Origin of the sequence: Paenibacillus sp. FSL K6-1096, assembly GCF_037977055.1 — a bacterium.
In the GTDB taxonomy this organism is placed as follows: domain Bacteria; phylum Bacillota; class Bacilli; order Paenibacillales; family Paenibacillaceae; genus Paenibacillus_AQ.
In genome coordinates, this window is sequence record NZ_CP150274.1 from 6,968,395 (window position 1) to 6,993,927 (window position 25,533).

Below are 25,533 nucleotides of genomic sequence, written 5' to 3' on the forward strand. Positions count from 1 at the left end.
CCGGGAGGAATGAAGCAATGAATAGAGCGAACGGAAATTCCTTGCCCTTGGGCACCGACGAAGCCTGGGCTAAATTACAGGAGAAGCTTGGAGATGAGCCGGTTAATCCGGTATGGGCGTCATGGGGCAAGCAGGAGACAGCACCTGCAGAAGCGGCAGAAGAGAACCAGCTAACCGCGCCAGCCGCAATGCTGGCGGAAGAGGAGATGCCAGCGCCATCTGCTGCACCATTCCAGACAGAAGCTCAGCCGCATAACAGTGGCCGCAAGCCGCGCAGACCTCTAATGAGCCGCGGCCGCAAATGGGCAGCAGCGGCAGCAGGTGTAGCCGTCTTCGCCGCCATTCTGGCGACCCCGGTGGGGAATACAGCCATGGCTGCTTTGCTGAACCAGTTCAAGATGCAGGATGCTACTGTTGTGAATGAAGGTGACCTGCGGAGTATGTTCTATCAGCTTTCAGAGGATGGGAATATATGGAATTCTATTGAGACCTTCGGCGATATCTCGATTACGAATGGAGAGATGAAGGGCAGTGTCCCGGTTAAGGATATCCAGGGATTGCTGGGCTATGAGCCGCTGAAGGGGGCGGGAGATGTAAAGTACGCCCAGGTTACCGGAAATCATGAAATCACGCTCAAGCTGAAGGTGAACGAGGTGAACAAGGCGCTGAAGCGTATGGGCTCAAGCGATCTGCTGCCTGAATCTGTGGACGGCAAGCCGATTACGCTCCAGATTCCTGAGACGGTCAATTATGACCTGTCCACCGGTCAGGACTGGGCCAACCTCTCGCAGATGAATACCCCTGTGGTTACTGTAGATCCTTCTGTTGATCTGAATGAAGCGATTGATGCGGTCGTGAACTTCCCGCTGATTCCTGATGAGCTGAGAAGCAGCCTGCAGAAGAGCCGGATCTTGTCCGGCGACCTGCCGATGCCGCTGATTAAGGGCAGTCTTGATGAACAGATTACGGTTGCCGGCACACCGGTAATTCTGACCGAAATGAAGTTCGCCAGCGGCAACAACTATACGGCGGTCTGGGTACAAAAGGGGCAAGTGCTGCAGTTGAGCGGCGGGGACGTCTACCCTGACCGGGAGCAATTCCTTAAGAAGGTAGAGGAGCTGATGGCACCATGAGCAACATCCCTGCCATTGATACGAACGGCCTGACCAAAGTATATACCAATGGACGCGGCTGCCGGGACATTACGCTTACTGTAGGGAAAGGGGAAGCCTTCGGCTTCCTCGGCCCCAACGGCGCAGGCAAGAGTACCTTCGTCAAAATGCTTGTCGGACTTCTCTCGCCGACGGGCGGCCAGGCTTCTATTCTGGGCCATCCGCTGGGCTCGCTGGAAGCCAAAATGAAGATCGGCTATCTGCCGGAGCTGTACCGCTATCAGGAATGGCTGACCGGTGAAGAGGTAGTCAGGCTCCATGCCAGACTATGCCGGATTCCGAAGGCAGACGCGGACCGGAGAATTCCCCGGCTGCTTACGGAGGTGGGCATCGGGCAGCGCGGGAAGGACCGGGTCAAGCATTATTCCAAAGGAATGCAGCAGCGGCTGGGCCTGGCCTGTGCGCTGGTGAACGAGCCGGAGGTCCTTTTCCTGGATGAGCCGTCCTCGGCACTTGATCCGATCGGGAGGATGGAAGTGCGGGAAATCCTGCAGCGGCTTAAGGAGAGAGGAATCACCATTTTTCTCAACTCTCATCTGCTTGAGGATGTTGAAGTGCTGTGCGACCGGATGGCCCTGCTGAATGGCGGGGCGGTCCTGCGGCACGGCAGTGTAGCGGAGATGCTCAGCAAGCAGACAACCTGGCGGTTCAAGGTAGGCGGATACACGCCTTTTTTGCTGTCCTGGTTAAATGAGCATACAGGGTTAGCGGTCCGTCAATCTGCGGCACCGGGCAATAGAGCAGGACAAGAGCCTTCGCCGGATGACAGCATCGTATGGCTGGAGGCGGAGTTGGATCACGAGGAGCAGGCGGGCTGGCTGAACGGGCTGATCGTAGAGCAGGGAATGACCTTGTATGAGGTGATCCGCCAGACGCAGCGGCTGGAGGGTTGGTTCATGGATGCAGTATCCGGGCTGAATCATAGGGGGGAGAAGGAATGACAACCATACTTGCGATGACCTGGAAGGAAATGCTGCGCAAAAAAGTAATGCTGCTGACCTTGCTGCTAACCTTGGTGTTCCTGATTGCCTTCTGGTTCGTAGCCGGTACCATCGGAATGAACGATCCGGGTCCTGACTCGCTGGCTAACGGCAATGAATTATTCACGCAATATATAAACGGGGCTTTTATCTTAAGCCTGGGGTTCTTCTTCGGTGCGTTCGTTATCGCCTTTCTGGCGATATTCAGCTCCTTCTCCGTTATTGCGGGAGAGGCGGAGCAGGGAGTAATGCAGGCGCTGCTGCCCCGGCCGCTGCCGCGCTGGAAGTGGTACCTCGGGCGCTGGCTCGGCTTCGTCACGCTCGGGATTGTCTATGCCTTCATTCTATTCGCAGCCATTCTGCTGGTTACCAGCGCCCATGCGAATGTTCCAAGAGATGTCTTTGTGCTCACAAAGTCATTTCTGCTGTTTGCTTCCGTGGTCCCGCTGTTGATTTCTGTGTCTATGCTGGGCTCTGGTATATTCTCCGCTCTCGGGAACGGAGTGTTCATGACGATGCTGTATGGTGCCGGGTTTCTCGGGGGAATGATCGATAAGATCGCCGGAACGCTGCGGCTGGAGGATGACGCCTGGGAGGTGCTGCAGAATCTGACCGGAATGATATCGATGCTGATGCCGGCGGATACGCTCCAGCGCAGAATGACCGTCGAACTGTTCAGCATGAAGGATCTGAACGGGTTCGTATCGCTGAACAGCGGGCCGCTCAGTATGCTGAATATCAGCTCTTTTCCGTCCAATACCTTCCTTATGTACGCTGCGGGCTACACAGTAATTGTATTTGCACTGGGACTTCTGCGTTTCCAGCGTAAAGATCTGTAGAATGAATACTCTATTCGCAAAAAACGAAGCAGCGCCCCCAAAGTCTCCTTGCTAAGGAGCTTCAAGGGCGCTGCTTCGTGTGCAGACGGGCACTCATTTGGCCGCGCCAATCTCGATCCATTCCGTGGACCAGTTGCTGATCTCCCCAAGGATAGGGGCCAGTGCTGTGCCTTTCTTGGTCAGCGAATACTCAATCCGTACAGGAATCTCGGGATATACAGTACGCTGGATAATGCCTTCGTTCTCCATCTCCTTGAGCCGGTCGGACAATACCTTACCGCTTAAGTTGGATAAGCAATGCTCGATCTCACCGAACCGCCGCGGACCATCCATCAGGACGAATACGATGAGCGCTACCCACCGTTTGCTGAGTACATCCACTGCCTTCTCAAAGCGGGGACACATTTCGAATTCATTCATAAGGATCACCTCGACATTCATTATATCATAAACTTACAATAAGTAATTATAAATATTTAAATATATGTTATAACTTGACGAAGTTATATTACAATGATAAACTTACTTACAAATAGTTACTGAAGTTAAACATAGGTGATCAAAACTTTTAGGACGGTGCTATCATGACGAAACCAGATATCCTTACTATATTACAGAACAAGATCCAGCATATCTCCATGGACAATTCCACCAACATCCTCGTTGGACCTATTAAGCTGCCTGTTAATCTGGATGGAGAGACGGTTACCTTCCAGTGGTACAGCTGGTTGAAGGTGACGGATGATGAACTCATTCAGGCTGAAGGCGCAGCCGCAACAGAGCTGCTCATACAGCGCCTGTCTTCAATGAACCTGGCGGATGGACAACAATCGAGCGTGCTTGTATACGGCGATTTCCAGCATTCCGACGATGCGCTGATCCGCATGCACAGCATCTGCCATACCGGCGATATCTTCGGCAGCAAGCGCTGCGATTGCGGCTTCCAGCTGCACCAATCGATGAAGATGATCGCAGAGCATGGCTCCGGAGCGCTGTTCTATCTCGCGAATCATGAAGGCAGAGGCATCGGCCTGTTCAGCAAGGCGATGGCTTACCTGCTTCAGGAAGAGGGATATGATACGGTCGAAGCTAACCTGGAGCTGGGATTTGCCGATGATTCCAGAGATTACAGAGACGCGATCAGCGTGCTTCAGCGCTTGCGCAGCAAGCCGGTTACTCTGATTACCAACAACCCGAAGAAGCTGGAGGCGCTGAGAGCCGCCGGAATGAATACCGTCAAGCGGGTGCCGCTGTGGGGGGATGTTTCGGTCTTCAACGAGAAATACCTGCGGACCAAGGTTGTCCGTTCCGGGCATCTGGAGGCTGTGCCGGATGCCGGTTATCTGGAAGGCCGGGTGGCCAAATAAGCAGGAAACAGGTAGTACTTTTAGGATCATTCTATTATAATGAGGTACTGAACCCAATTCTAGCTTAGTGAGGTAACCTATGAATGCTATTCAAGTACAGGACTTGCGCAAGACCTTCAAAGTCCAAAAAAACCGCGAGGGCCTCAAAGGGGCCTTCGCTGATTTGTTTAAACGGCAATATTCCGAGGTGACCGCAGTCAAGGATATTTCATTCGCTATCCCGGAGGGTGAGATCTGCGGCTACATCGGGGAGAACGGAGCCGGGAAGTCAACAACGATCAAGATGCTTACCGGGATTCTGGTGCCTACCGCCGGCAGCCTGTCTGTTGGCGGCTTCGTGCCGTATGAGGAGCGGGAGAAGTTCGTTCAGAATATCGGCGTGGTCTTCGGCCAGCGCAGCCAGCTCTGGTGGGATATCGGTGTCATCGAGTCGTTCCAGCTGCTGCGCAAGGTGTACCGGGTGCCTGAGCAGGAATTCAAGAAGCGGCTGGATGAGCTGGTCGAGCGGCTGGCGCTGCAGGAGCTGCTGAACCGTCCGGTGCGCAAGCTGAGCCTGGGCCAGCGGATGCGCTGTGAGCTGGTCGCCGCGCTGCTGCATAATCCGTCCATTCTGTTCCTGGATGAGCCGACGATTGGACTCGACATTGTTGTGAAATCGGAGATCCGCGAATTTCTCAAGGACATGAACCGGGAGCATGGAACCACCATTCTGCTGACCACCCATGACCTGCAGGATATTGAAGCGTTGTGCTCCCGTGTGATTATGCTGGATGACGGACGGATTATCTATGACGGTGGTCTGGATGATCTGAAGCAGCGCTGGGGAACCGGACGTGAAGTGCAATTCCAGTTCGGAACAGCCACGAAGCTTCAGCAATTGATTGGCTGGACAGAAGGGATGCCGGTGACCTGGACTGCCGAGAATGAGCTGGGGGCCAAGGTCTGGATTCCGCTGGAGCTGAATGTATCGGATGTGCTGGGCCGCGTTGTAGGACAGGCTGATATTACCGATATCAAAATCATCGAGACCAACACGGACGACATCGTGCGCAGCATCTACCAGTCGGGCTCGGCGGAGAAGCCGGAAGAGCGGATCGCTGCACTGAGCGATGAGAAAGAGGCGGTCCATGTCTAGGCGGCTGGCAACGGCAGCATCCTCCTCCGGCAGAGGCTCAGGCAATGCCCCAAACAGCGGGTGGAGGCTGCTGCTTGGCGCTTATTTCGACTTCATCCGTATCCGGTTCCTGACGATGCTCGCTTACCGTGTGAATTATTATTCGGGCATCCTGATCTATACGCTGAACATCGGGGTCAATTATTTCACCTGGCGGGCGATCTACGGGGACGGCCAGTCGCTTGGCGGCTTCACCGGAGCGCAGATGACTACGTATGTTGCGGTCTCATGGATGGCGCGGGCCTTCTATTTCAATAACCTGGACCGGGAGATTTCTACGGATATCCGGGACGGCAGCATCGCCATCCAGTTCATCCGGCCTTATAATTACGTGCTGGTCAAAATGATGCAGGGACTCGGCGAAGGCCTGTTCCGCTTCATGATGCTGATGATTCCGGGCATGGTAATCGCCATTCTGCTGTTTCCGGTGCAGCTCCCGACCGAGCCTTCGGCCTGGGCGGGCTTCCTGGTCATGCTGTTCTTCAGCTTCCTGATCAGCTCGCAGATCAACATTATTACCGGTCTGTCGGCCTTCTTCGTCGAGAACAATGAGGGGATGATGCGCATGAAGCGAGTGGTCGTGGACCTGTTCTCCGGCCTGATTGTGCCGATCACCCTGTTCCCGGACTGGCTGGCCTCGGTGCTGAAGCTGCTTCCCTTTCAAGCCATTACGTATCTGCCGGGCTCTGTATTCACAGGCCGCGTGCAGGGCGTAGGCATCTGGAATGTGCTGGGAATCCAGGTGATCTGGTTCCTGCTGCTGCTGATTCCGATTGTCTGGCTATATCACGCGGCGCGTAAGCGGCTGTTCGTGCAGGGAGGTTAAGCGAAGCATGTATTACCTGGGCTTATTGATTGAATATCTGAAGAATTATATGAAAACACGGCTCACCTACCGCGCGGATTTCTGGGTGGAGGTGATCTCCGACCTGCTGTTCCAGGCCACGAACTTCATCTTCATAATGGTCATCTTCATGCATACGGACAGCCTGGGCGGCTGGAATCAGAACGAAGTCGTCTTCGTCTATGGCTTCTTTATGGTGCCGTTCGGAGTGTTCAGCTGTTTCGTGAATATGTGGGGCTTCAGTGAACGCTATATCGTCAAAGGCGAGATGGACCGCATTCTCACCCGTCCGGCGCATAATCTGTTCCAGATTTTCCTGGAAAATGTGGACCCGCCTGCCTTGTTCGGCTCCGTCATCGGGCTGATTATCATGGGAATCAGCGGCAGCAACCTGGGCCTGCCATTTGAATGGTGGACCCTGCCGATGCTGATTCTGCTGACGCTCAGTGCGGTAGCCATCTATACAGGCATTTATACGACACTAACCTCGTTGTCGTTCTATTCGGATGCGCCGACCGGTATTCTGCCGCTGATGTACAACATCCAGACATACGGGCGTTATCCGGTAACCATCTATAACCGGGCGATTCAGGTGCTGCTGACCTGGATCATCCCGTTTGCTTTTGTCGGCATCTATCCGGCGGCCTTGTTCCTGCACCGCGATGAGATGCGAACGATGGCGCTGCTCACTCCGCTTGTGGGTGCGGTCTTCCTCAGCATCGGCCTGATGGCCTGGAGCTATGGCGTCAAGCGGTACAAGGGTGCCGGTTCTTAACGTGTGTTGAGACATAGAGTGGAGAAGTAAACATAATAGGGTTGTCCCGCAGCTTGTCATCAGGGCTGCAGGGGCAGCCCTGTTTGTGTTGCATTATTTTAAGTGAAATGTGCTATAAGGAAGCTCGGAAATTACTACCTGCCTGTATTCTGAAAGCGCATAATTAAGATCGAAGAAATCAGAAATCTGTTAAAGGAAAGAAGGGTGAAGTGTGGAGGATACATATATCATCGGAATCGATTTAGGCGGAACCAATATCAAGGCAGGTTTGTTTAATAAGCAGTTTGCAGCAATAGAGGAACTGTCCATTCCTACAGAAGCGGCGGAGGGTCCGGACCATGTGCTGGAGCGGATCAGGCTTGCTGTAGCACAGCTATGTGAGCGGGGCGGGATTGAGGAGCGGCAGATCAGTTGTATGGGATTGGGCATACCGGGCCTGCTGGACCCGGAGGAAGGGCTGTCGGTGTTCTCGCCGAACTTCCCCGGCTGGGAGCAGGTTCATGTGGTCAATGAAATGAAGCCTTACTATGGATTTGATATCTATATCGATAATGATGTACGGGTCAATCTCTATGGGGAGTGGCAGGGGGCCGGGCGGGGCTACCGGAATTTGCTGCTGCTTACTCTTGGCACCGGCCTTGGCTCAGGCATTGTCCATGACGGCAAGGTGCTCTACGGGACCACCTTCAGCGCAGGAGAAATCGGACACATGAATATGTTCCGGCAGGGGCGTCCCTGCCGTTGCGGCAGCTCCGGGTGCCTCGGGCGGTATGTGTCTGCCGTGGGAATGGTTAATACGTTCAAGGAGAAGCTTAAGGAAGGGAGAGCCAGCGTGATTGAGACCTGGACGGAGCATAATACTGAGCGAATCACCGCGAAGATGATATCTGAGGCTTATGATCTGGGGGACCGGTTAGCCATGGATGTCATGCATGAGACCGGGGAGCTGCTGGGGTTCGGGCTGGCGAATGTGATTAATCTGCTGAACCCGGAGCTAATTATTATCGGAGGCGGGATGTCGGCAGCGGGAGACCGGCTGCTCCAACGGGTACGTGAAACAGTAGATGCCCATGCCCTGAAGCTCTCCGGCAGCCACTGCCGGATTGTCCAGGCCGGGCTGGGCAGCCGTGCGGGTACTCTGGGAGCGGCTGTATATGCGAATCAGCGGAGACTGACGCAGACGAAGGGATAGGATGAGAGACCTGCGACCTTAGGGTAATGCAAAACTTTGGATTTTCAATAATTCACCATTTTTCCATATAAAAACTCAAATCCGACATCAATCGTCAAATAAACCCAATGAAGACAGGATATAGAAGGAGGTATACTTAGGACAGTTTGAAATAGAAAGAGGAGAAGGAAAGTGAAAACCATCATTCTTAAGCCAGAAGCAGTTCCTGCAAGTTATCCAATACCGGGTGAGAGACCAGGCAATGCCAGGAGCCTTGTCATCGGAGGCAATGGAGGACTCGGCTATTCAATTACACAGGAGCTGCTCTCCCGGGGAAAGCTGGTCACTTCGACCTACCATCGGTCCAGTCAAGCGCTTGATGCATTAAGAGGACCGCTGCTGACAATATCTTCACTGGATGTACAGAATGAGGAGAGACTGGCGGCTGTGCTGGATGGAGCAGCGACAGTCTATTTCTGTCTTAATGTGCCTTACTCGGAATGGCATTCGGTTATGTTCCAGGCGCTGGAACGGGTGACGGGCCGGCTTGGGCCCGGCAAGACGCTGGTCTTCCCCGGCAATGTCTACGGATACGGCAAGCTTCAATATCTCCCGGCAGATGAACGTCACCCCAAGGCGGCACAGACCCGCAAGGGCCGGCTGCGCAACCGGATGGAGGAGCACCTGGTGAATCAGGCGGCCAGCCGCGGCTTCCGTTACATTATTCCCAGGTATCCCGACTATTACGGTCCTAATGTGACCAACAGGGTATTTGGAGCGATATTCAAGCGGGCACTCCAGGCGCGGACCGTGATGTGGCCGGTGAAGCTGGATGTGCCCCATGACCTGGTCTATGTCGGTGATGCAGCCAAGGCAGCCGTACTGCTGGCAGAGAGCAGAGAGAACGGGGAATGGCATGTATCCGGCTCAGGCACGATTGAAGGCCGCCAGTTTATCCACAGCATCCAGGATGCAGCGGGCACTCCCCGGAAATGCCGGGTGGTGCCGGGCTGGGCGGTCAAGCTGGCCGGGATGTTCGATAAAGAGGCAAGGGAGTTCTACGAGCTGCTCTACGGATACAAGTATCCGCTGCTGTTATGCGACAGCAAATTCATGAGCAGATTCCACGAGTATTCCCCAACTCCATATAAGAAGGCGATCAAAGAGACGCTACACTGGTTCCGGGAACAGGAGGAATAGCGGAAGCTTCAGTATTGGATGCTGCCTGTGGTAGCATGATATGCTATAGACACCATAGACACAGGAGGGTAACGATGACAAGAGACATACAGCATGTGCCATATGGCTATGAAGCGCCTCCGGCCGAACGCAAAGGAACCTTGATTTTCTATGATTCCTTCGAGCATATCTCCGATGAGGAACTGCTGAAGGCTGCCCAGGCAGCGGTGGAACGGAAATTCAGCAAGCTGGTGCTGTACCCGCTGCATGAGGAGACGGTGCGGCGGATGACGAAGGAGCCGGTGAAGCCTTTGTACAAGCGGGAGGAAAGGCTGCACGATTGGAAAAGGGAGCAGGGACAATCCTTCATTACGGTAGAGGGTCTGGAAGGGAAGCGGAAGAAATATACACCGCTTGACTCTGCGCTGCGACATATTGCAGGGGTCTATCAAGCGCCGTATTTTCTCTATCTGACCCCGGATATGGCGAATCTGTTCGCTTCCTTCTCCTCCTTCGAGGAGTGGATCGTCAAGCTGCGTCTGCTGCTGACTGAAGCGCCGGAGCAGGTGCATCCGCGGCTGGAGAAGTTCCGCCACCGGTGGGATGTGGCAGGCGGGGAAGGGGAGCAGCGTACACGTTAGAGTGTAACAAGCTCCCCGGCATTATTACTTGTGAGGCTGTGCTTGCTTGCGTCTGAAGATGTACATTTTCCATTGATAATGGATGAAGCAGCCGATGCAGAACCCGAGAATAGCGACTGTTGCCGCGACTGCAACCATAATCGTGAAAAGATATCCGGCAACCGTCCAGCCGGCCGTAAAGCTGACCAGTCCCGCAGCCAGACAGAAGACGGCAATCTTCTGGTTGAATTGCTGCTGCTCCGGGTCTTCCAGCACATAAGCAGAACGCGGCTTGGTCAGCAGCCGGCTGCTTAGCTTCATTACAGGATTATAGCTGAACAGCAAGCCTGATAATCCGGCAGCAAGCGGAAGCGCAAGAATCCAGCGGATTCCTGTAAATAAGGCAAGTAGTACAGAGATCACAATAAAAGCCTGATTAATCTTCACCAGCGGCCGGGGAATTCCCTGAGCGGAAGGTAATGGATTCACTGAAATCATACCTTTCTTATTGGAATGATGTAATTAAGAAAATTATATCGGTTGATCGGATACCTGGCAATCCTTAAGTTGGATACTTCAAATTTGAATTTATTTTCTGTTGACATGAAGAGATTTTTCGTGGTTATATTATGTAGACCAATTGTTATAATGGCAGATTGTCATGATAAGGAAGTGTCCGGCTTGTCGAACAGACATAATGCACGTGAAGCTATTGTGGATACGGCTTCGAGATTGTTTTTCACACAGGGCTATCATGCTACCGGTCTGAATCAGATCATTAAGGACAGCGAATCGCCTAAGGGATCATTGTATTATTACTTCCCTGACGGCAAAGAGGAGCTGGCGCTGACCTGCATTCACCGGACCAGTGAAGAAGTGGCGGGGTCGCTGAGGTATTATATGGAGAGCGAGGGCTCCGCGGCTCTTGCCGTCCAGAAATTCATACTGTCCATGGCGGAGACTGCGGAGACCTCGTCTTTTGAGGGATTGGTACCGTTCAGCTTCTGGGTGGCGGCCGAGACCTCCTGCGTTAGCGATGAGCTGCGCAGCGCCTGTCAATGTGTGTTCAAGGATTGGCAGAATGTCATCGTTCAGCGTCTCATCGGTGATGGGGTGGAGGAAGAAGCGGCGGAACGCAAGGCGGTTGTGGCCGTCTCCTTGTTCGAAGGAGCGCTGCTGCTCGCATTGACAAGCAAGAGCACGTATCCGCTGGTTGCGGCAGCAGAGAGCGTTCAGGCTATTTTGGAATAGCCACAGTAGCAATACAAGCAAGATTAGCAGTAAGCAGCACCTACAGAGAGAGTATACAGATAATCAGGAGGATACGAGAGTGAATGCAACTATGACTGACAAGGGGCAGACAGCGCCCCGGCAATTCAAGACTTTACCTATTCTGATCTCCCTGCTGATTGCCGGATTCATCGGCATGTTCAGTGAGACCGCGTTAAATGTCGCTTTAAGCGATCTGATGAATGTTCTGCAAATAACACCAACGACTGCGCAGTGGCTGACTACCGCTTATCTGCTTACCCTGGGGATTCTGGTTCCGATCTCCGGGCTGCTGCTGCAATGGTTTACGACCCGCCAGCTATTTATCGCCGCCTTATCCTTCTCGATTGCAGGAACGTTCCTGGCAGCGATGGCTCCGAATTTCGAATTCCTGCTTACAGCCAGAGTAGTTCAGGCCATGGGCACTGCACTTCTTCTGCCGCTGATGTTCAACACGATACTGGTGATTATTCCGCCTGAGCGGAGAGGAGCGGCCATGGGATTGATCGGGCTGGTCATCATGGTAGCGCCGGCGATTGGACCTACCATTGCCGGACTGCTGATTGAGAGTCTGAGCTGGCACTGGATCTTCTGGCTGGCTCTGCCGTTCCTGTTCATTGCACTGGTGAGCGGTATTCTGTTCATGCAGAATGTTACGGAAGTGACGAAGCCGAAGATTGACATTCTGTCCATCCTGTTATCCTCCTTCGGATTCGGCGGCATCGTGTACGGGTTCAGCAGCGCCGGTGAATCGGAGGGCTGGGGAAGCCCGAAGGTGATTGTGGCCATTGCAATTGGTGTCATTGCACTGATCCTGTTCTGCATCCGCCAGCTGACGATGAAGCAGCCGATGATTGATCTGCGCGCCTTCAAGTTCCCGATGTTCGTGGTAGGTCTGCTGATGGTCTTCATCTGTATGATGGTCATTCTCTCCTCCATGCTGATTCTTCCGCTGTATCTGCAGCAGGGGCAAGGATATACTGCCTTCAAAGCAGGACTGTTGCTGCTGCCGGGCGGGATCATCAACGGGCTGATGTCGCCGGTGATGGGACGTCTGTTCGATAAATACGGCCCGAAATGGCTGGTTATCCCCGGCCTGGTGCTGGTCGCCGTCTCCTTGTGGTTCTTCTCGGGCATTACGGCTACTTCTACCGTGGTCTTCGTAATTGTGCTGCATAGTGTGCTGATGATCGGTATCTCCATGATTATGATGCCTGCCCAGACCAACGGGATCAACCAGCTTCCGCTGGAATATTACCCGCATGGTACAGCGATCATGAATACCCTTCAGCAGGTAGCGGGTGCGATTGGTACGGCCCTGGCGGTAAGCATTATGACCTCCGGCTCCAAAAGCTTCTTGCAGAGTGTCAAGAACCCGGCTGATCCGCTGAACATTGGCGCTGCCTTCACGCACGGGGTGCAGAATGCCTTTGTCTTCGGGATGGTTATGGCCATCATCGGTCTGGTCATCGCCTTCTTCATCAAGCGTGTTATTGTTTCGCACAAGACGCAGGCTTCCATGCACTAATTCGTCTGTTTCAAGAACCTCTCCTTTTGGGAATGGGTAACCATTTCTGAGGAGGGGTTCTTTTGTGGTTTACATACTGGACTTTATCTGGGTAATATTGTATATTAAGCATAGATATCCGATGTATAGGGAGGTAAAGACGATGAAGGTCAGCAAGGAGATGCTGAAGGGCAGCACAGGGACTATGATTCTTACGCTGCTGCTGGACAGACCGCTGTATGGTTACGAGCTGATTAAAGAGCTGGAGCAGCGCTCGCAGGGGGTTTTTGCGCTGAAGGAAGGCACGCTCTACCCGATTCTTCATGCGATGGAGAGTGAACACTGGGTGGAAGCCTACTGGACGGTGGTCGACGGTCGCAAGCGCAAGTATTACCGGCTGCTGGAGGAAGGCAGGCATAAGCTGCAGGAGAAGCGTGAGGAGTGGAAGCTGTTCAAAGGGGCAGTGGACTCTGTACTGGGGGAGGGCAGTGCGTAATGGAACCGAATCAGAAGGTATTGAACCGCTATTTGAATAAGGTATGCGCCGAGGTGAGGGCCAAAGGGATGCACGATGAGATCCGGGAGGAGCTTAGCGGACATTTCGCCGACCTGATGACGGAGAGGCAAGAGCAGGGGGCGACCGAGGAAGAGGCACAGCAATATGCCATCGCGCAATTGGGTGATCCGCAGGCCATTGGCCGGGAGCTGCACCAGATACACAAGCCCCGGATTCCTTGGGCGCTGCTGATAGGCGTGATTCTGCTGTCAGCTGTAAGTTTGTTAGGGATGGGGGCTGTGGAAGCGGGAGTTAAGGATTACATTCCTGATGCTCTGATGCTGCGCCAGTTGGTATTTATCGCCCTTGGAGTTGCTGTAATGGCTATCATGTATTTCATCAATTTCAAGCAGTTGCAGCGGGCTTCGGGGTGGATTTATGGCGGAACATTACTAATGCTTGGGGCCAGTCTATGGCTTGGTCCAGATATGATGAATGGCAGCAGGCGTTATGTTGGAGTTCTGGGCTTCCCGTTTGATCTGATTGGATTCAGTCCATATCTCTTTGTCATTGCGCTGGCAGGAATCTGGAAGAAACCAGGTGTGATGCGCACCACCGGCGGGGGGATGAGACAGTGGGCGGATTTAGGTCTGCTGCTGTTGCCTGCGGCCATTTACTGTATCGTTCCGTCTTTTGCCGAGCTGGTTGTATATCTGGCGGTTGCATTACCTTTATATGTATGGATCACCCGGCGCTGGGTTAGAGCTGTTGTAATCGCTGCAGTATTTGCAGGTGTTGGGGCAATCTACGTATGGAATAGAATAGGGACGGGTTATTATAGTTTCATTAACGGTTTGATTTACGACACCTTAACCTCCGCAGGCTGGGGAGGTCAGGGTATTGCTGGGATAGCTGTTGAGAAGCGTTTGCCCTATCCTTATACAGACCTTTTCCCAGTATATTTGATTCAGAGCTTCGGTTGGGCCGGGGGCCTGCTGCTGCTTGTGCTGGTCTGCTGGTTTGCACTCAGAATGATCGCCTATACCCGCTCTGTCAGCGATGCCTATGGGCGGGCGCTGATCTTTGCACTCTCTCTAATGTTAGCGATCCGCTTAATCTACGGTTTGTCTATTCTCACCGGCAGAATGCCGCTGATCTCGATACCGTTCCCGTTCCTGAGCTACGGACAGCATGTGTTCATTGAATTCGCCGCCCTCGGGCTGCTGATGGGGGTCTACCGGCGGAAGGATATGGTCCCTGCGGCACAAGTTCCCGCTTGATGCTGGACGGCTGCCTGGGCAGCACGTATACTGGAGCTGAAACAGAGGAACAGGCAGAGAGGAGGCGCGGAGTTGGACAAGCCGGGAGGTAAAATGAGTAGGCTGGCATTGTTCTTGATTACGCTGCTTGTAGGCGGTGCGGCGCTGCTATCGGGGGCTACCACAAGTGCTGTTGCTGAAGCAGGGACCGCTAAGGCGCAAGGTGCACCGGCTGCCGCAGTGAAGCAGAACAAGCTCCCCGGCGGGTTCGTCTATCTGGATGAGGTGATTCCGTCAGCGCAATATGAGATCCGGTACTTCAGCACGAATAATTTCACAGGAACCCGGGTGGACGGGTATAAGGCGCCGCTGGCTATTTTCTCCAAGACTGCTGCCGACGCGCTGAAGAAGGTCAGTGATGATCTGGAACGCAAAGGCTATATTCTGCGAATCTATGATGCTTACCGCCCGCAAAAGGCAGTAGACCACTTCGTACGCTGGTCTCAGGACGCCAGTGACCTGAAGATGAAGGCACAGTATTATCCGAAGCTGGACAAGCGGAACCTGTTCAAGCTGGGCTTCATCGCTAGGAAATCCGGACATTCACGGGGCAGTACCATCGACCTGACACTGGCCTACAAGGACACAGGGGAGCTGGTGGATATGGGCAGCCCGTATGATTTTTTCGGGGAGATTTCTTATTATAATACAGGGCTCATCACCAGTAGCCAGCATGCGAACCGCAAGCTGCTGAAGGATGCGATGGTGAAGCAGGGCTTCAAGCCGTACACCAAGGAATGGTGGCATTTCACACTGATCAAGGAGCCTTATCCGAAGCAATATTTCAATTTCAATGTGGAGTAAGGCTGTTCGAAAGTAAATGATAACGGTTAATGAATAATGTAGGTTAATCTCTGAGACATGCGTGCATAATATTCTAATACAGGGAAGGTGGGGATCGATTTGTTCAGAAGAATCGCAGCCGTATTCCTAAGTGTAGTGTTATTAGCAGCAGGAGCAGGTGTATTGACCGGCAATCAGGTGAATGCCGCCAGCAGCATGAGAGTGATCGTCAACGGACAGGAATTGCAGCCGGGCGTAGGATCAGCCTACACCAGCGGCTCAAGCGTCATGCTTCCGCTGCTGGATACAGCCGAGGCCTTGAAGTATAGGGTCACTTTTACCGGTGCCACGGGAACCTTCCTGCTGGAACGCTTCCAGGAAAGTGTCCAATTCCGGCTGTCCGGACAGGAGCTGCTGCTTGATGGCAAGGACAAGGTTACGTATACGGACGGCTTTGAGCTGAAGCAAAAACGGGCGTATGCGCCGCTGTCCTTTTTCTCGGCGATAGGACTGGTGACGTCTTATAATGCGGCTACAGGCCAGGTGGAGCTGTACACGCCGGAGGTAACAGCCAGTGCGGTAGCAGGCCTGCTCGCTTCAGGCAACTATCAGGCACTCCGCGACCGTTATTATGCAAAGGAGACTGAAGCGCTGTCTCAGCCCGTTCTCCAGCAGAGCTGGGAGGGCATGAGCGCGCCTGCGGGCAATTTCTTAGGCGTGAAGTCCACAGAGAGTAAGCATCAGGACGGCAATATCACAATTGTCAGTGTGTTAGCCTTCGCCAAGGGCGAGGCTGTGCTGACGCTTACGCTGAATGACTCGGGCAAGCTGACGAATCTGACGCTGGCTCCGGTTCCGGCGAAGGAAGTATCAGCCAGTCCGGTACAAACGCAGGCAGCGCCGTAACGTATTCATTTCATTTTCACATGGAGGATTTCACAGTCTACAGGGCTGCTGGAATCCTTTTTTAATTTGTTGTTGACAGGATGGGCGAAAAGGAGTAATTTAAAACTCTGATTAAACATTGTTTAAATCATTGATTAGGAATCTGAGGCAGAGGAGGGCAGCAAGCTTCATTATGGCTAAATCGGACAGTAAGACGGATGCAACAGATAAAGATACGAAGCAGATTATTCTGGATGCCACTGTGGACTTGATCCGCGAGGAGGGATTTCGCTGCATCACCCTGCGCAGTATCGCTGCCCGGGCAGAGACCAATCTGGCGCTGGTGAATTATTACTACGGCTCCAAGGAGAAGCTGTTTGGGGATGCGGTGAAGCAGCTTATGTCGACTTTTGACGATGCCTTCAAGGTCCTGGAGGATACCTCTTTGCCGCCAAAAGAGCGCTTGAAGCTGTTCTTCACGCGGTACATTGTTAATCTCAGCCGCTATCCCGGTATGGCCCGGCAGATGCTTGACCAACGGCCTCATATCATGGGCTCGCTCGATGAATATGCGAAATATTCCAAGCTGATGCGGATTGAACGGATTCTGGATGCGCTCGGGGAGATTACCGGAGAACAGGACCGCGATAAGCTCATGATGATGAACATGCAGATCTACGGGGCGATTGTCTTCCCGGTGATTATGGTCAGCAGTCTGCCGAAGGATCAGGAGGATCTCCAGCAAATCTTCAGGCTGTCTCCGCTGGAGGAACAGATTGACGGGTTGTTTGAGCTTTATTTTCACAAATATCATTAATTTCGAACAGAGAGAAGAGTGGACAAGAGGATGTCAAACCCTACTATACAAGCAGACAGCGCCGCAGAGGCGCCGTTCTCGCTCAGAGCAATACTGCCGCCGCTGCTGGCAATTATCGTGGGCATGATTATGGTTATTCTGGACAGCACAGCGGTGAATGTTGCCGTTCCGAACTTGGTACAATATTTCGATACGGACCTCAAGACGGTCCAATGGGCGATTACCGGCTATACGCTGGCGCTCGCGGCTGTCATTCCGCTGGCCGGCTACATGACGGACCGCTTCGGGTCCAAGCAGGTATTCCTGACTACGGTCGCTATGTTCGTGCTCGGCTCTGTGCTGTGTTCGGTGGCCCAGACCTCCGCTCAGCTCGTGCTTTTCCGTGTTATCCAGGGTCTTGGCGGCGGGATGGTCGCCCCTATCGGGATGGCGATGGTCTTCCGGCTGGCTCCGGCTGAACGCAGAGGCTCCATTATGGGGATGCTCGGGATTCCTATGCTGCTGGCTCCGGCGCTGGGACCGATCCTCTCAGGCTGGCTGGTGGAGTATGTGAGCTGGCACTGGATTTTCCTGATTAATCTGCCGATTGGGATTGTCGGTATTATTCTTGGCCTGAAGTATCTGCCGGTTACTGAGAAGAAGGGCAGAGCGCATCTTGATGTCTTCGGTATTATTCTGGCGCCGCTGGCCTTCTCCATGCTGGCCTATGGTGTCAATCAAGGCGGCAGTGAGAGCTGGGGCTCCACTGGAGCCATTGTCGGCTTGGCGGTTGGCGGAGCAGCGCTGGTCGTGTTCGTGATTATCGAGCTGCTGCAGAAGTATCCGCTGTTGGAGCTGCGCGTATTCCGTTCCTCCGACTTCACACGCGGGATCATTATCTCCTGGGTGACCCAGGCGGCACTGTTCGGCTCCATGCTGTTCGTTCCGCTGTATCTTCAGCAGATCCGCGCCTTCACTCCGCTGGAGACCGGGCTGATTCTGCTGCCGCAGGCTTTGGCTTCCGGGGTGGGGATGCCGCTGGGCGGCCGCCTGTTTGACAGAATCGGGGCGCGCCCGCTGGTCTTCATCGGCCTTAGTATTATTTCGACCGCGTTGTTCCTGCTGTCCGGGGTGACGGTAGACACCGGTCTTCCGGTCATTATGGGTTGTCTGGCGATGATGGGCCTGGGCATGGGCCTCTCGATGATGCCGGTCAACACCCATGTGCTGAATTCCGCGCCGCGTGAATGGGTTACCCGGGTGACTCCGCTGACCGCTGCGGCTCAGCAGGTCGTGGTCTCCTTCGCGGTAGCCGGTATGACCGGCTATCTGACCAGCCAGATCACCACCCATACGGTTGAGATGGCTCCCGGCGGCAATCCGCTGGTAGCGGCTGTACAGGGCTTCAATGATGTATTCTTCCTGTCGGCCTGCATCGCTGTGGCCGGGGTGGTTCTCAGTCTGATTCTGCGCCGTCCGAAGACAGCCGGAGCAGCGCCTTCTCCGGAAGAGCAGCAGACCGATGCTGCCATGATGATGGGGCATTAATCGGAGACAATTGTTAAAGGAAGATGCTGTAGACTCACCTTATAGACATACAAAGAGCGTCCCTGGCTGCCTGTTGGCAGGGGGCGTTTTTTGTTGTTCTCATGGATTGATGCGGGGAGGGAGTGTGTTAGAAGAAGGGGGTTGGATGTGAAGGGGATGTAGGCGAAAAACTGAGTACAATTAGGGGATCGATGGTAGGCGGAACGGCTCAAACGTAAAGGGAGAAGAATGAAGTGCACAAGTACACCTGAATTCGCGGGAGGCCCCCACAAGTGGACAAAGGGGGAAGGCAGGCTGCATCCCCCTGCATCCCCCTATATCCCGCTACCGGCTACAGATGCACCCTCCGCTTCTTCAGCATCCTTGCCGGCGGCACAAAATGCAGCTTGCCCAGCAGCTCGGAGGCCACAATGCCCAGCAGCACCAGCGCTGCCCCGGTGTAGCCCTGGAGGGAGAGCTGCTCATGCGCGAACCAGTAGCCGAAGAAGGCGGCGAAGACCGGCTCCAGAGCGAAGATCAGGCCGGTGCGCGTCGGCGAGGTGTACTTCTGGGCCACGGGCTGGAGGATGAAGCCGCAGGCGCTGCAGAAGATGCCGAGGGCCAGAATGGCAATCCAGCCGGGCAGGGTGGACGGCAGCGAAGGCGTCTCGAAGACGGCCGACAGAATCAGGGCATAGCCTCCGGCGAAGCCGAGCTGCAGAATGCCGATATTCAGCGAGTCGCTGGTCTTGACGGCCCGGCCTGTGACCAGGATCTGCACCGCATAGAACACAGCGGACAAGATACAGAGAAGATCGCCGGGGCGGACCTGCAGCGAGCCGTTCAGTGTGAGCAGCCCGATGCCGCAGATGGCGAGTACGGCGCCGAAGATTTGCGGGGGCGCGACTTTTTTGCGGAACACCAGCACCTCCAGCATGGGAACGAACACAACAGTCAGCGCTACCAGGAATCCGGCATTCGAGGTCGTGGTCGTCTTCAGCCCGAAGGTGATGCAGGTGAACACCCCAAGCAGCAGGAAGCCAAGCAACGCTCCATATTTCAAAGCTCTGGCATCGATGCTTCTCAGCCGTCTGCGGAACAGCAGTGCGGCCAGCACGAAGGCCAGCCCGAAGCGCAAGGCAATCAGATTGAATTCTCCCAGGGTTCCCAGACCCATCTTCATGAACAGGTAAGAGGAGCCCCAGAACAGGGTTACAGCCATAAGCAGCAGCTCAGCCTTCAGCGGCTTCATTCCGTCATCATCATCCTTCTATATTCCAAGTGAATATAGTATAATACGCTCGAATACATAAGGTAACTGAATGTTTATCATAAGATACATGAGAGAATCTCATGTATTATCAGAGGGGATACAGCACGATGAGTCTGGTCAAATATGAAGTGTTCCTCCGCGTGGTGGAACTGGGCAGTCTGACCAAAGCGGCCGATGCGCTAGGCTTCACCCAATCCGGTATCAGCCATACGATCAGCAGTCTGGAGCATGAATTCGGCTTCCCGCTGCTTGTGCGCAGCCGTTCGGGTGTGAGGCTGACGGTCAATGGAGAGCAGGTGCTTCAGCCGATCCGCGAGATTCTGAAATGGAATGAGCAGCTCAAGCAGCAGGTTGCGGATATTCACGGCCTGGAGACAGGAACGATCACGATCGGCACCTTCACCAGCGTCTCTGTCCATTGGCTGCCGGATATCATCAAGCAGTTCCGCCGGGAATATCCGTACATTGAATTCAAGCTGATGGAGGGCGGTTATCTGGAGATTGAACAGTGGATTGAGGCAGGAGTGGTCGATTGCGGCTTTCTCTCGCTGCCTACAAGGGAGCAGTTCGAGGTCATTCCGCTGAAGCAGGACCGGATGCTGGCAATCCTTCCGCAGGACCATCCGCTGAGCAAGAATCCCCATATGCCGCTGGCCCAGATTGCCTACGAGGACTTCATTATTCCGAAGCCCGGCTCGGATTATGACGTGCAGCGGGTGCTGGAGAAGGCCGGGATTAAGCCGAACATCAAGTTCACCGCCGGGGATGATTATGCGATCATAGCGATGGTGGAGAAGGGGCTGGGCATCAGCATTCTTCCGGAGCTGGTCACCCGGTTCCAGCATAAGCATGTAGCCATGCTTGAGCTGGAGGAGCGCAGCTTCCGTTCCCTTGGCCTCGCGGTGAACTCGATGAAATATGCTTCGCCGGCAACGCGGCGGTTCCTGCAGCATGTGCAGAGCTGGGCGTCCGGCCAGGTTTAGATTGTTAAAAAAAACGCACAAAAGGCATGTTTTCGAAACTGAAAACATGCCTTTTTGCCAACGTGCATTCGAGCATCATTTGCTTATTTTGCGCCCTTCTTTGTCGAGAAACAACAGCTCGTAGTATTTTTTCGGCCGTCCTTTAGTGTTGTCCCGTTTTTCAAATACCGTTTGTACATAGTTGCTTTCCTCAATTTTGTTAAGGATACGGTTTGCTCCCCGGGTGGTCATAGACAGGCACTCAGCCACATCCTCAGAGGATAATTTATTGGTTCTCATCATTTCCGCATAGGACATGATTCGCTGCAAGTTGATGTTGTTAATTCCAATCTTTTTGGCGAGTGCAAGGATATCCGGGTCCCCCTGCTCAGAGAACTGGATCACGTTCATACTCCGCAGCGGGCCGATCACCTTCTGTTCCTCATTTATGAAAAAGCTGCAGCTTCCCGCATAGGCTTCCGCCTGCCGGTGAGCTTTGGTGGCGTTGACGTTCGCCTGGAAATATTCGTGCCCCGTGCCCCACCCGATCTTCACCTTGCCGCTGATGAAGCCTTCCAGATACTCCAGCAGGGTGCAGTTATGCGCGTTAGCGGTGATCCTCATGAAATGTCCGTAGGTGGTGTATAGCCTGACGTAGCCATCCGAGATTTGGGCCGTGTCTGCGATTTTCACGCTGTGCAGAAACCTGCCGACCAGGGCTTTCAGCTCTTGAAGCTGCTCTGCGGAGGACGGCTGCCCGTTGTGGACCGACAGGCATGCGACAACTGCCCTCTGGTTCTTCAGCTTGAGGATGGTAATCTCGTTGATGATCTCGCTGATGGTCTCTTTGACGTCCTCCAGAGTGGGACGGATTAAGATATATCGGACTCCATGCTTCTGAAGCTCCGGAACAAAGTGGCCGAATGCTGTGATGGACAGATCGATTTTCTTGTTCTCCCACAGCGTGATATGGTTGTCGAGCATGATTTCCGCCTGTTTGAACAGATCTCCGCTGTCAACAGGCTTTCCTTCAGGAGTCAGATATTGCTGGAATTCCCTGAAAGAATCGATAACATAGGCATAGTCCACATAGACCCTCGAGATATCAAGCCCTGGCTTTGTTACCAGCAGCCGGAACAGTTCTCTATACAGAAGATTTTCATTATCCTGCAAAATGTGAATCGGGACCTTCTCATCCAGGCAATCCTTATCTATTGACTCATACAGCATCCTGCCGCTGATCACAAATCCATCCACCGAATCTAAATTCTGCAGATAGAGGTCTGTTGTTTCCCTGAAGCTGCTGATGGTAAGGAAGCGGAACTGGCACAAAGGCCGCATTTCTTCTTCAATGGCGCGGAAATAATCCATATGGGTCTCTGGCGTGATAATACCCAGCTTGATTTTCATAGCATATTCCTTTCAAAGCACAATGCAATCAAAAGAGTTATATCACAATAAATGTGATATTTCAATGATTCCGGCAGTCTGAAAATAATGTTCTTAAAAAGTCTTAAATACTCTTGACAGCAGATGAAATTGAAAGTAGGATAAAACTGTTCCTAAAAAGTCCTAAAATAAAAAGGGGGGAATGTCCGCTCTGTTCTTACGTTCGTACAATTTATGTTGCGGGAGATGTTCATTGTGATTGAAGAAGCTGGAGACTATTTGCGTATGGCTCATCAGCTGCAGGACAAGTTGGTCATGTACAGGCATCATCTTCATGCGATTCCGGAGCTTGATCTAAGTTTGCCAAGGACAACTGCATATGTTAAAGAGGCGCTGGAGTCGATCGGGCTTAAGCCGAATCCCGTAGGGGAATCAGGGCTAACGGTTACCATTGGCGGACAGCATGACGGGAAGGTGGTTCTGATCCGTGCGGATATGGATGCTCTACCCATTTCAGAGGAAACTGAGCTTGCTTATGCGTCGTTGAACGGGAACATGCATGCCTGTGGTCACGATATGCATACCACTATGCTGCTGGGGGCTGCCGAGATCCTGAAGGCTAACGAAGAGCAGCTTCGCGGGACGGTTAAGCTTATGTTTCAGCCGGGTGAAGAGACGCTGCACGGGGCGAAGATGATGCTGGAGAATGGGATTCTCGACAATCCAAAGGTGGATTCAGCCATGATGCTTCACGTATTGACCGGAATGCCGCTTCCTCTTGGACAATTTGTAGTACCTGAGGACGGCGGAGCGATCTCTGCTTCCTCGGATTGGTTCGAAATCATTATCCGCGGGCGGGGCTCCCATGGCGCAATGCCTGAGGCCGCAGTGGACCCCTTAAATGTAGCGGCTCATCTTCATCTGGCACTGCAGGGTATTCTCAGCCGGGAAATCTCTCCGATTGATAATGCAGTCCTTACCATCGGCGTGATGGAAGGCGGAACTACGAACAACGTAATTCCCGATACGGCCAGATTGAAGGGCAGTGTACGTACATTTAATGCCGCTTTGCGGGATAAAGTGGAAGCCCGTATCCGCGCAATTACCGCAGGTATCGGGGAAACTTTTCAGGCAAAAATGGAAGTGATCTATACGAGAGGCTGTCCTGAGGTGAAAACGGATGGCGGACTCAACGAGCAAATGAGAGCTTCGATTGCAAATACCTTTGGCGACGGTTCTTATATCGGTATAACCCAGCTGGTACCCGGAGGCAAATTAATGGGCTCGGAAGACTTCGCCTTTGTATCCCAGGCCGTACCAAGCACCACAGTATTCCTTAACGCCGGCAATATCGAAGAAGGTTACGGTTACCCGGTACACCATCCAAAGACGATGTTCGCGGATGAGGTGCTTCATAGAGGGGCTGCGGCTTATGCAGCTTTTGCCAGAGACTGGCTTGAAAATAACAGTTAAGCTCTAAACCAAACTTAGGAGGAATTACAATGACAGAGAGACGTATGATTGGACCCACCAAATTTGAAGAGTACTCGGAGAAATACAAGGAATTCCTGCTAATGACCCGCCGTGACGGAATCCTTGAAGTGCGTCTTCACACCGACGGAGGATCGTACACGCACAATTGGGAAGCCCATACCGCCTGGTCTCATGCCTGGTCGGATATTGGCCGTGACCCTGAGAACGAAGTTATGATTATTACGGGAACCGGGGATAAATGGCTGATCGGCGATCCTGAGGTCTGGAATACGAAATTCATGGACTGGCCGAAGCAAAAGAAGCTCGAACAGTATCATGAATCGCTGAGACTGCTTGAGAACCTGATCTTCTGCATTGACATTCCAACGATTGGGGCAGTCAACGGGCCGGGAACGCACTGTGAGCTTGCCACGCTCTGTGATATTACCATTTGTACGGAAGACGCGGACTTCTTCGATCCGCATTATCTGGGAGGCACGCCTCCAGGAGATGGAATGCTGCTCACACTGCAGAGCATGATCGGTTTCAAGAAAGCAGCCTACTACGCCTACACCGGCAAGAATATTAATGGCCAGACCGCATTGGACCTGGGTATTGTCAGTGAAGTGCTGCCCCGCGAAAAGCTTCTTCCACGCGCTTGGGAGCTGGCGGAGATGATTATGCAAGCACCGCGTTCAACGAGACATCTGTCTCACTCTATCATCTCCCGTCCATGGAAGCAGGCTCTGGTCGCCGATCAGGGATTCCAGCTTGCCCACCAGATGTACGACATGGCCATTGATGAAGAAGGAGCGCTGGAGCGGCTGAAGAAAATGCAGGGACGCCTGATGGGCCACGATGTTCAATAGAAAGATGACGGGACCTACCCGGCTGGAAGAATATTCGGAGAAGTACAAGGACTTATTCCTCATGACCCGCCGCGGCGGTATACTCGAAGTGCGCATGCACACTGGCGGGGGACCGTTACAATTTGACTGGCCGGTCCAAGCGTCATATGGTCATGTATGGTCAGATATTGGCCGAGATCCTGAGAATGAGGTGATGATCCTTACAGGGACAGGAGAGCTGTGGCAGACCGGCAATCCTGAAGTCTGGACCACCAAATTCCTGGATTGGCCGAATCAACGGAAGCTGGAGATGTACCATGAATCGCTCCGAATGATTGAAAATATGGTTCATTGCCTGGATATCCCCACGATTGGGGCAATCAATGGCACAGGCGCACACTGGCAGCTGGGGACGCTGTGTGATATTACCCTTTGTACAGAAGACACCGCTTTCTTCGATGCCCATTATCTGGGCGGTGTACCGCCTGGAGACGGAATCGTCCTGGCACTTCAAAGGATACTGGGAACCAAGAAAGCGGCATACTATGCATACACGGGGATGAACATTACTGCAGAGGAGGCACTAGACCTCGGTCTGGTCAATGAGGTGCTGCCTCGTGAGCAGCTTCTCCCGCGCGCGTGGGAGCTGGCTGAGAGAATCATGCAGGCGCCCCGCTCGGTGAGACATCTTACGCATTCGATTGTGTCGCACCCGTGGAAACAAGCATTGGCAGAGAATCAGGGACTCCAGCTTACTCACCAATTGGTTGACATGGCGATTGATGAAGAGGGGATTCATGAGCGGCTGATGAAGCTTAAGGAACGTTTTCAGAGGAATGGGCAGTAAGCCTGGTCAAGCCGCAGGAGGAAGATCTTAAGCCAAAG

The 25,533-nt window shown here is 53.4% G+C and carries 26 protein-coding genes; 22 read left to right on the plus strand and 4 right to left on the minus strand.

Annotated features, from left to right (window positions below; all coding sequences use genetic code 11):
- Nucleotides 1–17: 17 nt before the first annotated feature.
- From MHI24_RS30580 to MHI24_RS30590, 3 genes are read left to right on the plus strand one after another with little or no spacing between them, the layout of a single operon-like run.
- Nucleotides 18–1,133, plus strand: coding sequence for a hypothetical protein (locus tag MHI24_RS30580; RefSeq protein WP_340023318.1), 1,116 nt, complete (start codon nt 18–20; stop codon nt 1,131–1,133).
- Nucleotides 1,130–2,113 (plus strand): ABC transporter ATP-binding protein, encoded by a 984-nt coding sequence (locus tag MHI24_RS30585; RefSeq protein WP_340023319.1) that lies wholly within the window; start codon nt 1,130–1,132, stop codon nt 2,111–2,113. Before MHI24_RS30580 ends, MHI24_RS30585 begins: the two co-directional genes overlap by 4 nt.
- Nucleotides 2,110–2,991, plus strand: a complete 882-nt coding sequence (locus tag MHI24_RS30590) for an ABC transporter permease subunit (RefSeq protein WP_340023320.1) — start codon at nt 2,110–2,112, stop codon at nt 2,989–2,991. The genes MHI24_RS30585 and MHI24_RS30590 overlap by 4 nt, the downstream gene beginning before the upstream one ends.
- 93 nt (nt 2,992–3,084) lie before the next feature.
- Here MHI24_RS30590 and MHI24_RS30595 read toward each other — a convergent pair whose 3' ends face one another.
- A complete protein-coding gene (locus MHI24_RS30595; protein ID WP_340023321.1) occupies nt 3,085–3,411 on the minus strand; it encodes a helix-turn-helix domain-containing protein in 327 nt (108 codons plus the stop codon).
- 164 nt (nt 3,412–3,575) lie between these two features.
- Between MHI24_RS30595 and MHI24_RS30600 the strand changes: the two genes are divergently transcribed.
- From MHI24_RS30600 to MHI24_RS30630, 7 genes are all read left to right on the plus strand, one after another.
- On the plus strand, nt 3,576–4,358 hold the full coding sequence (locus tag MHI24_RS30600) for a GTP cyclohydrolase II (RefSeq protein WP_340023322.1): 783 nt from the start codon (nt 3,576–3,578) through the stop codon (nt 4,356–4,358).
- 79 nt (nt 4,359–4,437) lie between these two features.
- Nucleotides 4,438–5,493: an ABC transporter ATP-binding protein gene (locus MHI24_RS30605; protein ID WP_340023323.1), complete on the plus strand. Its 1,056-nt coding sequence runs from the start codon at nt 4,438–4,440 to the stop codon at nt 5,491–5,493.
- Between the two features lie 70 nt (nt 5,494–5,563).
- Entirely contained in the window at nt 5,564–6,358 is a 795-nt protein-coding gene (locus MHI24_RS30610; RefSeq protein WP_340026844.1) for an ABC-2 family transporter protein, read from the plus strand.
- A 7-nt stretch (nt 6,359–6,365) separates the two neighbouring features.
- On the plus strand, nt 6,366–7,151 hold the full coding sequence (locus MHI24_RS30615; RefSeq protein WP_340023324.1) for an ABC-2 family transporter protein: 786 nt from the start codon (nt 6,366–6,368) through the stop codon (nt 7,149–7,151).
- A 211-nt stretch (nt 7,152–7,362) separates the two neighbouring features.
- Nucleotides 7,363–8,343 (plus strand): ROK family protein, encoded by a 981-nt coding sequence (locus MHI24_RS30620; protein WP_340023325.1) that lies wholly within the window; start codon nt 7,363–7,365, stop codon nt 8,341–8,343.
- A 171-nt stretch (nt 8,344–8,514) separates the two neighbouring features.
- Nucleotides 8,515–9,522: an NAD-dependent epimerase/dehydratase family protein gene (locus MHI24_RS30625; protein ID WP_340023326.1), complete on the plus strand. Its 1,008-nt coding sequence runs from the start codon at nt 8,515–8,517 to the stop codon at nt 9,520–9,522.
- Between the two features lie 74 nt (nt 9,523–9,596).
- A complete protein-coding gene (locus MHI24_RS30630; protein WP_340023327.1) occupies nt 9,597–10,142 on the plus strand; it encodes a hypothetical protein in 546 nt (181 codons plus the stop codon).
- A 24-nt stretch (nt 10,143–10,166) separates the two neighbouring features.
- Here MHI24_RS30630 and MHI24_RS30635 read toward each other — a convergent pair whose 3' ends face one another.
- The gene (locus MHI24_RS30635; protein WP_340023328.1) at nt 10,167–10,610 is read right to left on the minus strand and encodes a DUF4395 domain-containing protein; all 444 of its coding nucleotides are present in this window, start codon (nt 10,608–10,610) and stop codon (nt 10,167–10,169) included.
- A gap of 192 nt (nt 10,611–10,802) precedes the next feature.
- Between MHI24_RS30635 and MHI24_RS30640 the strand changes: the two genes are divergently transcribed.
- The 8 genes from MHI24_RS30640 (at nt 10,803) to MHI24_RS30675 (ending at nt 18,724) form a co-directional block, all read left to right on the plus strand.
- A complete protein-coding gene (locus tag MHI24_RS30640; protein WP_340023329.1) occupies nt 10,803–11,372 on the plus strand; it encodes a TetR/AcrR family transcriptional regulator in 570 nt (189 codons plus the stop codon).
- A gap of 91 nt (nt 11,373–11,463) precedes the next feature.
- Nucleotides 11,464–12,918, plus strand: coding sequence for a DHA2 family efflux MFS transporter permease subunit (locus MHI24_RS30645; RefSeq protein ID WP_340026845.1), 1,455 nt, complete (start codon nt 11,464–11,466; stop codon nt 12,916–12,918).
- A 142-nt stretch (nt 12,919–13,060) separates the two neighbouring features.
- Nucleotides 13,061–13,393 carry a PadR family transcriptional regulator gene (locus MHI24_RS30650; RefSeq protein ID WP_340023330.1) on the plus strand — a complete coding sequence of 111 codons (333 nt, stop codon included), beginning with the start codon at nt 13,061–13,063 and terminating at the stop codon, nt 13,391–13,393.
- The gene (locus MHI24_RS30655; protein WP_340023331.1) at nt 13,393–14,673 is read left to right on the plus strand and encodes an FtsW/RodA/SpoVE family cell cycle protein; all 1,281 of its coding nucleotides are present in this window, start codon (nt 13,393–13,395) and stop codon (nt 14,671–14,673) included. The genes MHI24_RS30650 and MHI24_RS30655 overlap by 1 nt, the downstream gene beginning before the upstream one ends.
- A gap of 72 nt (nt 14,674–14,745) precedes the next feature.
- Nucleotides 14,746–15,516, plus strand: coding sequence for a M15 family metallopeptidase (locus tag MHI24_RS30660; protein ID WP_340023332.1), 771 nt, complete (start codon nt 14,746–14,748; stop codon nt 15,514–15,516).
- Nucleotides 15,517–15,615: 99 nt separating this feature from the next.
- Nucleotides 15,616–16,401, plus strand: a complete 786-nt coding sequence (locus tag MHI24_RS30665; protein ID WP_340023333.1) for a DUF3887 domain-containing protein — start codon at nt 15,616–15,618, stop codon at nt 16,399–16,401.
- Between the two features lie 172 nt (nt 16,402–16,573).
- The gene (locus MHI24_RS30670) at nt 16,574–17,197 is read left to right on the plus strand and encodes a TetR/AcrR family transcriptional regulator (protein WP_340023334.1); all 624 of its coding nucleotides are present in this window, start codon (nt 16,574–16,576) and stop codon (nt 17,195–17,197) included.
- Nucleotides 17,198–17,227: 30 nt separating this feature from the next.
- On the plus strand, nt 17,228–18,724 hold the full coding sequence (locus tag MHI24_RS30675) for an MDR family MFS transporter (protein WP_340023335.1): 1,497 nt from the start codon (nt 17,228–17,230) through the stop codon (nt 18,722–18,724).
- A gap of 331 nt (nt 18,725–19,055) precedes the next feature.
- Here MHI24_RS30675 and MHI24_RS30680 read toward each other — a convergent pair whose 3' ends face one another.
- Complete coding sequence (locus MHI24_RS30680) at nt 19,056–19,955, minus strand: DMT family transporter (RefSeq protein ID WP_340023336.1); 900 nt, start codon at nt 19,953–19,955, stop codon at nt 19,056–19,058.
- A gap of 128 nt (nt 19,956–20,083) precedes the next feature.
- On the opposite strand from MHI24_RS30680, the gene MHI24_RS30685 reads away from it, so the two are divergent.
- Nucleotides 20,084–20,959: a LysR family transcriptional regulator gene (locus MHI24_RS30685; RefSeq protein WP_340023337.1), complete on the plus strand. Its 876-nt coding sequence runs from the start codon at nt 20,084–20,086 to the stop codon at nt 20,957–20,959.
- 75 nt (nt 20,960–21,034) lie between these two features.
- Here MHI24_RS30685 and MHI24_RS30690 read toward each other — a convergent pair whose 3' ends face one another.
- On the minus strand, nt 21,035–22,348 hold the full coding sequence (locus MHI24_RS30690) for a transcriptional regulator (protein ID WP_340023338.1): 1,314 nt from the start codon (nt 22,346–22,348) through the stop codon (nt 21,035–21,037).
- A gap of 225 nt (nt 22,349–22,573) precedes the next feature.
- On the opposite strand from MHI24_RS30690, the gene MHI24_RS30695 reads away from it, so the two are divergent.
- From MHI24_RS30695 to MHI24_RS30705, 3 genes are read left to right on the plus strand one after another with little or no spacing between them, the layout of a single operon-like run.
- On the plus strand, nt 22,574–23,800 hold the full coding sequence (locus tag MHI24_RS30695; protein WP_340023339.1) for a M20 family metallopeptidase: 1,227 nt from the start codon (nt 22,574–22,576) through the stop codon (nt 23,798–23,800).
- 29 nt (nt 23,801–23,829) lie between these two features.
- Nucleotides 23,830–24,669 (plus strand): enoyl-CoA hydratase/isomerase family protein, encoded by an 840-nt coding sequence (locus MHI24_RS30700; RefSeq protein ID WP_340023340.1) that lies wholly within the window; start codon nt 23,830–23,832, stop codon nt 24,667–24,669.
- Entirely contained in the window at nt 24,659–25,495 is an 837-nt protein-coding gene (locus MHI24_RS30705; RefSeq protein ID WP_340023341.1) for an enoyl-CoA hydratase/isomerase family protein, read from the plus strand. The genes MHI24_RS30700 and MHI24_RS30705 overlap by 11 nt, the downstream gene beginning before the upstream one ends.
- Nucleotides 25,496–25,533 lie beyond the last annotated feature (38 nt).